10 protein-coding genes are annotated in these 10,729 nt (G+C 35.3%); 1 reads left to right on the top strand and 9 read right to left on the bottom strand.

Going from position 1 to position 10,729, the window contains the following annotated elements; translation table 11 throughout:
• The first annotated feature begins 307 nt into the window (after positions 1 to 307).
• On the top strand, positions 308 to 1,708 hold the full coding sequence (locus DWB61_RS14690) for an NAD(P)/FAD-dependent oxidoreductase (RefSeq protein WP_156190264.1): 1,401 nt from the start codon (positions 308 to 310) through the stop codon (positions 1,706 to 1,708).
• A gap of 74 nt (positions 1,709 to 1,782) precedes the next feature.
• On the opposite strand, the gene DWB61_RS14685 is transcribed toward DWB61_RS14690, so the two are convergent.
• The 9 genes from DWB61_RS14685 to yihA all read right to left on the bottom strand — a co-directional run bounded on the left by DWB61_RS14685 (position 1,783) and on the right by yihA (position 10,650).
• Positions 1,783 to 2,841, bottom strand: a complete 1,059-nt coding sequence (locus DWB61_RS14685; RefSeq protein WP_125031672.1) for a hypothetical protein — start codon at positions 2,839 to 2,841, stop codon at positions 1,783 to 1,785.
• 449 nt (positions 2,842 to 3,290) lie between these two features.
• On the bottom strand, positions 3,291 to 4,853 hold the full coding sequence (gene lnt / locus DWB61_RS14680; RefSeq protein WP_125031671.1) for an apolipoprotein N-acyltransferase: 1,563 nt from the start codon (positions 4,851 to 4,853) through the stop codon (positions 3,291 to 3,293).
• A gap of 441 nt (positions 4,854 to 5,294) precedes the next feature.
• The gene (locus tag DWB61_RS14675) at positions 5,295 to 6,155 is read right to left on the bottom strand and encodes a DMT family transporter (protein WP_125031670.1); all 861 of its coding nucleotides are present in this window, start codon (positions 6,153 to 6,155) and stop codon (positions 5,295 to 5,297) included.
• Between the two features lie 152 nt (positions 6,156 to 6,307).
• On the bottom strand, positions 6,308 to 6,847 hold the full coding sequence (locus DWB61_RS14670) for a DUF4924 family protein (RefSeq protein WP_125031669.1): 540 nt from the start codon (positions 6,845 to 6,847) through the stop codon (positions 6,308 to 6,310).
• Positions 6,848 to 6,889: 42 nt separating this feature from the next.
• Positions 6,890 to 7,270, bottom strand: a complete 381-nt coding sequence (locus tag DWB61_RS14665; RefSeq protein WP_125031668.1) for an RNA-binding S4 domain-containing protein — start codon at positions 7,268 to 7,270, stop codon at positions 6,890 to 6,892.
• Positions 7,271 to 7,312: 42 nt separating this feature from the next.
• Positions 7,313 to 7,912 carry an aminoacyl-tRNA hydrolase gene (pth, locus tag DWB61_RS14660; protein WP_125031667.1) on the bottom strand — a complete coding sequence of 200 codons (600 nt, stop codon included), beginning with the start codon at positions 7,910 to 7,912 and terminating at the stop codon, positions 7,313 to 7,315.
• 263 nt (positions 7,913 to 8,175) lie between these two features.
• On the bottom strand, positions 8,176 to 8,754 hold the full coding sequence (locus DWB61_RS14655) for a 50S ribosomal protein L25/general stress protein Ctc (protein WP_125031666.1): 579 nt from the start codon (positions 8,752 to 8,754) through the stop codon (positions 8,176 to 8,178).
• A gap of 119 nt (positions 8,755 to 8,873) precedes the next feature.
• On the bottom strand, positions 8,874 to 9,842 hold the full coding sequence (locus tag DWB61_RS14650) for a ribose-phosphate diphosphokinase (protein WP_225423405.1): 969 nt from the start codon (positions 9,840 to 9,842) through the stop codon (positions 8,874 to 8,876).
• 205 nt (positions 9,843 to 10,047) lie between these two features.
• A complete protein-coding gene (gene yihA / locus DWB61_RS14645; protein WP_125031665.1) occupies positions 10,048 to 10,650 on the bottom strand; it encodes a ribosome biogenesis GTP-binding protein YihA/YsxC in 603 nt (200 codons plus the stop codon).
• Positions 10,651 to 10,729: the final 79 nt, after the last annotated feature.

Below are 10,729 nucleotides of genomic sequence, written 5' to 3'. Positions count from 1 at the left end.
GATTTAGGATTATACAATATGTCAGTTATCTATAAACAGTTCAAACATTATTCGAAACCGCCGTGTACGAGAGTACGCACGGTGGTGTGAGAGGGCGGGGGAGTAATCCCCCTACCTACTCGATTTGCACTACATTAGTCATTATTTAGAGCTGGTTCAATTAGAGCTTAGAAGCATGTTTTGGAATCTGGAGACCTATTATTTTCTATCTTTAGGGGTTTGCTTTTTAGCGAACCGCTTAAAAGAAGAGTCAAGCGATGCATTCATCCCAAATCTCATCTATGTTTAATTTTTTTAATTAATAATGATGACAAAAAAGTACGATGTAATTATTGTTGGTGCTGGACCAGCCGGTATTTTCTGTGCCTACGAACTGGTTAAATCAGGTAAGAAACTGAATATTCTAATGCTTGAGAAGGGTAGAGGAATTGCCAATCGAAAATGCCCCAAGCATTTTAATGGGGGAACCTGTACTCATTGTAAGCCTTGCAGTATAACCACAGGTTGGGCAGGAGCAGGAGCCTTTTCAGACGGGAAACTTTCCTTATCACACGAAGTTGGAGGGACGTTGCCTAAATATTTAGGTGTAGAGAAGGCCATGGAACTGATTAAATATACCGATGAGGTTTATTTGGAGTTTGGAGCTGATGGAGATATTCATGGGGAGGACTTTAGTCCTGAGATGAAAGATATTAGAAGAAGAGCAATTGAGGCAAATTTAAAATTAGTTCATTGTCCGGTTCGTCATTTGGGGACAGAAAAAGCTCAGGCTTTATACCATAAGCTTTACGACTATTTAACTGGTGAAGGTGTAGAAGTGCAATTTAATTCAGCGGTAAACGATTTGATTATTGAGGATGAGGTAATTAAAGGTGTTCGCAATGGAAGTGGAGACTATTTTGCTGATCAAGTCATGGTTTCAGTTGGACGTGAAGGTGCAGATTGGTTGATGCAAAAATGTGCTCAAGAGAATATTTCAACGGAAGTAGGAGCCGTTGATATAGGTGTTCGTGTTGAGTGTAGAAATGAAATCATGCAAGAAATAAATGATAATTTCTACGAAGCCAAGCTGATTCATTATACCAAGACATTTGACGATAAGGTGAGAACTTTTTGTTCTAATCCAGGTGGATTTGTCTCATCAGAATATTACGAAAATGATTTGGCAGTTGTAAATGGTCATAGCTTCAAAGATTTGAAGAGTGATAATACAAACTTTGCTCTATTGGTTTCTCAAAAATTTACAGAACCTTTTAACGAGCCAATCGAATATGGAAAGCATATTGCACGCTTAGCTAATATGCTAACGAAGAACCAGATTATGGTTCAGCGATTTGGTGACTTTATGCGTGGTCGTCGTACTACAAAGGAACGTTTGTATCGAAACAATATTATCCCTACGCTTAAGGATGCTGTTCCGGGTGACTTAAGCTTAGTTCTACCACACCGTATACTTAAGGATATTCGTGAGATGATAATGGCTTTGGATAAGGTAACACCAGGTTTAGCTTCTGATGAAACCTTACTTTATGGTGTTGAGGTGAAATTCTATTGCAATGTCGCTAAAGTTGGTAAAGACTTTCAATCACTTTCGGTTAAGAATCTTTATTTAGGAGGTGATGGCCCAGGTATTACTCGTGGTTTGATGCAAGCTTCGGTTAATGGTGTTGTCATTGCTCGTGAATTATTGAAGAAGTTCGATAATTAGGAGATACTGCTTAAAAAAAGCAAGAGCCTGTGTATATCAATACACAGGCTCTTTTTATATCGTAAAGGTGGATTTTATTCCAATTTAAGTTTACAGTTATTTGCTCTGATATTTACTTTTGATGAGGCATTTTTAGAACCAAATTTTCCTTTAGATATTGCTTTTTTGCCATCCATCGTTTTATTCGATTCTAAATCGAAGGCACTTGTTTTATCAAACTTAACTGCACGATGATTAATTTCATAATCGAAGTTGGTATTTTTACTAAAGCTCAAGCCAAGGTTACCAAATTTTGAATCGAGTTTCACAAACGAAAAAAGATAATCAACATTGAAAATAAACAGATGACCAAAGTTAATATCATAATCAATTTCACTTCCCAAATGACTGATGTCAAACTTCGATAAGCTCGAAGAACCATAAAGAGATTCAATTTCTTTAATCTCAAAATTGTCACGAGATGATTTAATATTCATATTGTCTATACTTCCAAGTTTATATTTTGAATCACGACTATCCCCCGTAATTTTATTAGCCTCTTCAATATTGATTTCAGATCCACCAATATTTAATTCAACTTCATTAATCTTGCCAATTTTCAGAAAGCAGTTTGAGCGTAATTCAAAATCATTTTTACCAGACAAGTTTTCAGCAGTAAGTTCGCTATAGGTTAAATCGAGCTTTATGTCAGCAGAATGGTTGGCAATGAATGAACGTGAATCCTTTAGAACTAAATCAAGTTTTGTAACTGTAGGAAGGTAAATCGTATAGTCAATTTTAACTTTACCTTTATTAAAAATGGAGTTGCTCAATTTCTTAAGACTAAAGAAATCACCAAATACGGTTTTTGCTATTATCAAATCATCGCCTTCAGTCATGTCAATAGTGATATTGTTGAGCATGGTTTGAGCATTCTCAGCCTTATTTCCTTCAGCTGAAATTTCAATTTCAAATTTGATCTCATTTTTATCCCATGTCTTAAACTCAACTCGACTATAGCGAGTATCGACTTTCAAGTTAGAGCTAGCTGAGTACGTTTTTGTTATTTTTTTAGTCTTTGTTTCTGCTTTTGCATGTAAGCTAATACCTAAACTGATTATAGCCAGTAAGGTGATTTTTAGGAGTGACTTCATATTTAGATTATTTTGTTTTTAAATTGAGATATAATTTACAGTTAAGTTCATAGAGCAATATAACGTCACAAATCAATCTTTTGAAATTGTTGTCTTTTCATTAAAAAAATAAATAAAAGAGTAAACCACTAAGCACATTAAGGACGCAAAAACAAATGATGAAAAATCAGCATAGCGCCCGTTGTACAGTAATTAATAATGAAATAACAAACTGTTACGAGCACTAAGAAATAATGTGTATCAACTTTGTGTTCGTTGCGTTCATTGTGGTTAATATTAATGATTATTGCATATGTTAATACGATATTGTTTTTTCACCATTAATTAGTCATGCCCAATGACCATTAAAAGCAAGCTTTATTTATTCGATTATTTTTCATGGTATTGATAATTCATTAGATAAATTATTGGACTGCTAATTTTCAAAAATAATAAGGCTTAATTGAATATTAGTGATTAGCTCGAGTTATCCGTTTGATTTTAACAAAGATTAATAAAAGGATGGCAAAAAATGCGGCTGTTCTACCCATGTAATCTCCATGTGTGGAATAGAACGTTTTTCTGGAAAATAATTTAATATCACCTCTCAGTATGTCTTTTGTCCACCAATTTGTTTGCTTGACGATTTCTCCTTTTGAATTGATAATTGCTGAAATTCCATTGTTCGCAACCCTTACAATTTCCCGTCTGTTTTCTATAGCTCGTAGGCGGGAAAAATCGAAATGGTATTTATAGCCCAAAGAGTTTTTCCACCAGCCATCATTGGTTATCATGCAAAAGAAACCAGGTAGTTGATTTACCCTCTGAGCACAATAGTCTCCAAAAACGGATTCAAAACAAACGATGGGAATAATTTCAGTTGAGTTACTTGTTGTAAACGTATTAATTGTATTTCTATTGCTATAAGTCCCATTGTAGCCGCCAAGTTCCAAGGAGTATTTCCCCAGAAAACTTAAGTATTGCACAAAGGGCATTCGTTCGAAGAGAGGCACCAGTTTCGTTTTGTGATAAAACTTGGGTTTATTATTCTTAGCAATGAATAATGCTGAATTAAAAGCCTCGTAATAATAATCCTTCTTGTTATTGTAACGGCTTCCTGCTGGAACTTTATCGCCAAGCTTTTGGTAACTGTGAACACCAATTAGAAATTCAGTTCTGGGGTGGTTACTTTTTAGTTTTACTAAGCCATTATAAGAATCTGATTCTATGGGTATTTCTTCATTTATAGCTTGTAGAATCATTGTTTCTGGTCCAAATACAAAATCTGTTTCGTCTTTTTGTAGAAGAGAATCTGTTATTGAAAGAAATTCCATGAAGTGTATCTTCTCATTCTCAGGCTGGAATTTCTCCGTATATGGATTAAGATTGGGTTGAATAAGTGACAAGCTTTTGCTTAAAATAGGTATTTCTTCCTGACTATATAGATACAGAGAGCTGATTATGGGTATAATAAACAGAAGCAGAGCTCCTGTTAAGTTTCTGATATTTCTTTTTCTGAACAGTGTAAATAGCACAATATTGGTGACGATAATCCATAGGCTACCGCCGCTAACACCCGTGTATTCGTACCATTGTACAAGTTTGGGTTGAGTGGTGAAAGCATTGCCTAAATTGAGCCAGGGCCAGGCCAAATCCCATTGCGTATGAAAATACTCGAAACCTAATCCGATGATCAGGAAGGGAAAGAGAATAGAGATTTTAAGATGTTTTCTTGTCATTGAAATCACCCAAAAGACCGTAGCTTGAATGGCTGAATTGATGAGGATGATTAGAATAGATCCTACCAGTTGAGCTTCGCTTACCCACCAATACGATAATGAATTCCATATAAGGAAAGCTAAAAATGAGTAGTTGAAAAGCCAATAGGGATTATCCTGTTTATGACTATCCTCTTCGAGAATAAGAAGTGGTATATAGGCAAAAAATATTGTGAAAAAGAAAACCGAAATCGTCCAAGGCATAGCGAGTAATATTCCTGATAATAGTGCAAGTAGACTTGTTTTGTATTTCATGTTTTTCTTAATATTTATCAGAGAGCAGACTCTAATTAAGTGTTAAAAGTATGTTTTTTCTCCTTTCTGTCAAATATTATATTGAATCCTGTTGTGAGGTTTCAGCGAGTTGAATGTTGATGGAATGATTTTACCAATTGTCTAGGTAAACTATTAATTGAGGGGTCAGGATTGCCAAGGGAAGCCTAAAACTACTAATGGGAGGGGAGTCGTTGCCGTATGTAAGGCTAAAATGACCAATTGGATCACAAATATGACTTAAGGGATATTAAAAGGGACTCATTATACGCTTCACAAAGAAATTGAGATCGAAAATGAAGTCAATGGAGGGCTATTTTGAGTCATGGAAACGGATTAATCCTCGTGGGGGAGGTAAAATGCCCCGAGGGCAGGATAAAACTGTCTAGGGGATAGTATTTAAAAGGAATTGAATATCTTTTGTTAGCGATGAGTAAGATTCACGCCCACAAGTATCAAACAAATCGCTAGAATTTGACTGATTGTAATTTGATCACCGCCAATAGTGATACCCCAAAATAAAGCCACAATAGGAATAAGGTAAGCTATAGATGCAGCAAAGATATGAGATGATCGTTTGATGAGTTGATTGTAAAAAATGACACCGAAAAAAGTTAAGACAGCCAGTAAAGCTAGCATTGAAGCGCTTTTAGTGAAATTGTCAGTTTGAATTACGCTTTGTAAATCGGTAGTTAAAAGGAAAATTCCAGCTATTGGACCAACGAATAAAAATGCTAAAGAAGCAATTTCAATGCCATTGAGTTTTGGGAGAGCAAAGCTGACGATATTGATACTTATGGCAACAGAAAGTATAGCCATAAAAACGTAGAATACACCCATGAATTGGGTGCTGCCAAAGGAATCGCCCATAAGAGCAATCATACATGAACCTATAAGACCTAGACCAATTCCAATAAGTGTATTCCGATTTGACTTGCCTTTAAAAAAAAGAATGGCAAGAACCAAAGTGATACCAGGTAGCATCGCATTGAGCATGCCAGCTAAAGACGAATTAATTAGGGTTTGAGCTTTAGCAAAGAAGAATGAAGGGCCTATATTTCCTGCAATACCAGAAAGTAATAAAGGCCCAATATTGTCTTTGTTTAACTTCTTGAAATTTTTGAATATCAGAGGAAGGAATAAGATGAATGAAAGGAAAACCTGAAATGCTGCAACCTGACTATGTGTAAAACTCTTAAGTGCAATTTCTCTTAAAATATAGGGACTGCCCCAAATGAATGAAACGACTAGTAATAATATCCAGTTTTTGTATTTTGCCTGCATTATCAGTGTAAATAATTGAATTAAGATTTGTCGTCTTAAATTAGAATTTTTTAATTTTCATCCTCACATCCTCACATCCTCACATCCTCACATCCTCACATCCTCACATCCTCACATCCTCACATCCTCACATCCTCACATCCTCACATCAACTAATCTTTATCTTCTTCGAAAGCTTTATATTTTGCAGTTAGCGTAGCAATCATTTCGCTAAATGAACTAACGGCAGCAAGAGTATCTTTTGAAATTTCTTTTTTCTGAAGACGTAGCAAGAGAATACCATAAAGGGCAGTTAAGCAAAGTTCGATATCATTGTTATCATCAGTGGCTTGCGACTTAGTTCTAAATTCGGCAATATGACCCGCTGATTTTTGGAATAAGGCGATATAGGCATTATCCTTTTTATTATTGAGCAAGTGCAAATGAAAATCGAAGAGTTCTTCAATATTATTTTTGATGATTTGAAGATGACCTTTTTCTTCAATCTTTTCAATCTTCATCATTTCAATTAAGTTCTCATACCAATCCTTAACTTCAACTTGCTTTTCTTCTGGTAGATTGAAATGCTGGAGCACAGCTTCCGAAATCAAATTAATGTCGAATTTATAAGCTCTTATCAAATCTTCAATTTGCCACATGTAGAGAATATATTCGGCTAAATTGGTCTTTCTTTTTTCTTGTGCTATAATCATCTTTGGAATCTAAAATATTTATAATTTGTTTAGAAAATCTGCTTAGTCGACGTCTTTCAGTTTGTCAATCATTCGTCTATCATGTTTGGTTGGTCTACCAATACTTCTATCTCGTTTTTCAAAACCAAAATTTTTGGTGGCATCGAGTAAATTAAGCTGATCTTGACTAGTAACATCTTTTACAAAATCAACAGCAAGTTTTGCAGACATTCTTTTGCCCGAAATTGCAAGAACTTTATACGAACGGATGATAGGAGGTACTCTTAGGCTGATCACCTCATTTAATCTGACTTCGCGTGATGGTTTTATACTAACTCCATCAACAGTAACTTTGCCTTTCTTACAAGCTTCGGCTGCCATACTTCTTGTTTTGAAGATGCGGACAGCCCATAACCATTTATCAACTCTAACCTTATCGCTCATAATATGAATTCTATTGGTAAAATCAGAAACGAGTATAAAAACTTATTCTGCTGATTCACTCTTAGGTTTTTTAGGCTCTTTTTTAGTATTGTATGCGGTCATAGTACGTTGTACTCCTATTGTACTTATGCCTTTAATCATATTGATACAGGTTTTGTAAAGTTCAGGAAGCTCTTCAAGTTCTTCTGGTGACCAATTACCTAAAACGTAATCAATTTGTTTGCCTTTGCTGAAATCAGCACCAATACCAAAACGTAAACGTGTATAGTTTTGGTGTCCTAATGTTTCGTTAATGTGTTTTAGTCCGTTATGTCCAGCATCGCTTCCTTTTGAACGTAATCGTAATGTGCCGAATGGAAGAGCCAAGTCATCGACTAAAACCATCATATTTTCAATCGGAATATTCTCTTTCTGCAACCAGTAATTAACAGCTTTACCGCTCAAATTCATATAGGTGCTTGGTTTCACAAGAATATACTGTCGTCCTTTAAATTTGTATTCAGCAATGGCTCCGTATCTACCATCTTTAAATTCAAGATTAGCTTTTTCAGCAAGAGCATCAAGAATTCTGAAACCAACATTGTGACGGGTGTGAAAATATTCTGGTCCTATATTCCCAAGTCCAACAATTAAGTACTTCATATCAGCGTTTTTTTCTGAATTATTGGCTTTTGTTCTTGTGAATAAATTTTTGACAAACTTAAACATGTTGCATGTAATTTATGTAGAAGAATAAGGGCCAATTTAATCAATAGTTTTTGATCTTTTATGCATGATCTACAAGTTCATTTCTTTTTTAGTAGGAATGAATTTGTAAATTGGTTTTAAAAATAAAACTCCCAAGCATAAGGGCTTGGGAGCTTGTATTTTTGCTAATATTTGTATCAGCAAGCTTTTGAAAATGCTTATTTGCCTTGCGCAGCCATTGCAGCAGCACGAGCAGCTCTGGTAAGTTTTACCTGAACAACAACAGCACTCTTAGCATTCAATAATTCAAGGTTCTCAAAAGATAAAGCACCAACTTGGATACTCTTACTTAGACCAAGATTTGTTACATCAATAGGAAGAGCTTCAGGAAGATCCTTCATGAAAGCTTTCACTTTAAGTTTTCTTAAGTTTACAGCAAGTTTACCACCAGCCTTAACACCTTCAGCGAAACCTTCAACTTTTACAGGAACCTCAACTTCGAAAGCTTTATCTTCAGTTACCTGGAAGAAATCAACGTGAAGTGCTTTATCATTTACTGGGTGAAATTGTACTTCTCTCATTACTGAAGTAAATACTTTTCCGTCAATATCAAATTTAATGATAAACACCTCAGGAGTGAAAAGCAATTTGTTAAGGTCTTTTTCGCTTACAGAAAAGTGAATGTTTTCTTCACCACCATAAAGCTCACAAGGAACTAATTCTGCTCTACGTAAAGCTTTAGTCGCTTTTTTTCCTAAGTCTGTTCTTAATGAACCTTTTAATTCTAAAGTTTTCATTGTACTTTTTTTGTTGTGTTACTCAATACAAATATCATAGCCTTTGGTAAGCAGGCTCAATTCATATCCCATCACACGATTATAAATAGTATTACCAAAATTCGCCGCAAATATATTAATTATATAATAAAGTTCGAGCTAATTGACTCGTTATTATAAACATTAAGGATAGTTTTTGCAAAAATGTCAGCAATCGTTAATGTTTTAATCTTAGGTGAAACACCATCCAACTGGATAGAATCAGTGAAAAGGACCTCAGAAAGTTCCGATTCGTCAATTCTTTCGTTAGCTGGTCCTGAAAGAACAGCATGCGAAGCAACGGCTCTAACGCTTAGTGCTCCTTTTTCTCTAAGCATGTTGGCAGCTTTTGCAATGGTACCTGCCGTGTCAATCATGTCGTCAACAATAACCACATTCATACCTTCAACATCACCTATAGCTGTCATTTCACCAACGACATTCGCTTTTTCTCTTCTTTTGTGGCAAATTGCAAGACCAGCATTTAAATATTTAGCATATGCATTTGCTCTTTTACTACCTCCCATGTCTGGAGAAGCAATAACAAGGTTTTCAATATTTAACTCCTTAAGATAAGGCAATATGACAGATGACCCATAAAGATGATCAACTGGAATATCGAAGAATCCTTGAATCTGATCAGCATGTAGATCCATAGTCATAACACGGTCTACACCAGCAGCCATTAATAAGTTAGCGACTAGTTTTGCCCCGATAGCGACTCTAGGACGATCTTTTCTGTCCTGGCGAGCAAATCCGAAATACGGCATTACGGCACAAACTTTATAAGCTGAGGCTCTCTTGGCAGCATCAATCATCATTAAAAGTTCCATCAAGTTGTCAGCAGGAGGAACAGTAGATTGAACGATAAACACGTGAGCTCCACGAACAGTTTCTTCGTAAGCAACCTCAAATTCACCATCACTAAAGTTGACGATACTTGAATTACCGACCTCTAGTCCGGCGGCTTTAGCAATTTGGGCTGCTAATTTTTCACTCTTTGAACCTGCGAAAATTTTAATTGGGGCATTCATAATTTGGCTGTTTTTTACTGATGTTGTAAGTGACATTAGTGCAATAATTATTGAATTGTTTGGAATTCTATAATTTGCACTAAGATAACGATGGTGCAAATTTAAGAATATAAACTAGTTTTTAATAAAAATAAGAACGCAAATATTGTATTTGTTCTCTTGTAATTGAACGACTTAATTGATTGCTGTTTATAATGAAAAAAGAAGATCTCGGATGGAAATCTTCTTTTGGTTATTTTTTTTAGAAGCTGACAATCTTATTGGTTTCTTCTATGAAATTTAAAATTTCTTCTTGTCCCATTCCGGATGATGAGGAACTGATAATATAAGGTGGCATCTCTTCCCATCTCACTAACATTTGCTGTTTATAAGCTTCAATGTTATCGGCCAGTTTTCTTTTGGTGAGCTTATCAGCCTTTGTAAAGATGATAGAAAAGGCGATACCTTTCCCATTCAACCATTCCATAAAGTTGAGGTCGATTTGTTGCGCGTCATGACGAGCATCAACCAAAACAAAAAGGTTAAGAAGATTTTCACGACTTTCGATATAGCTGTAAATAATTTTACTGAAACCACTTTTAAGGTTTTTCGAAACTTTTGCATAACCATATCCAGGAAGGTCAACCAAATACCATTCCTTATTGATAAGGAAATGATTCACGAGTTGGGTTTTTCCGGGTTTTCCTGAAATTTTAGCTAAACCTTTGTGATTGGTTAGCATATTAATCAGGGATGATTTCCCAACATTCGAACGTCCAATAAAAGCATACTCTGGCATATTTGCTTTAGGGCATCTGGTTATGTCGCTGTTCGAAATAATAAATTCGGCTGTATTGACCTTCATGTTTTATATTTTTTTTACCGGGCAAAGTTAGTCAGAAACTAGCTTAATCGAAATAGTGATTTCATATATATTGATTGAC

The organism is Ancylomarina euxina (genome assembly GCF_003863355.1).
Taxonomy (GTDB): Bacteria; Bacteroidota; Bacteroidia; order Bacteroidales; family Marinifilaceae; genus Ancylomarina; species Ancylomarina euxinus.
Note: the sequence above shows the minus strand (reverse complement) of the source record. Positions and strands in the feature narration are given on the sequence as shown.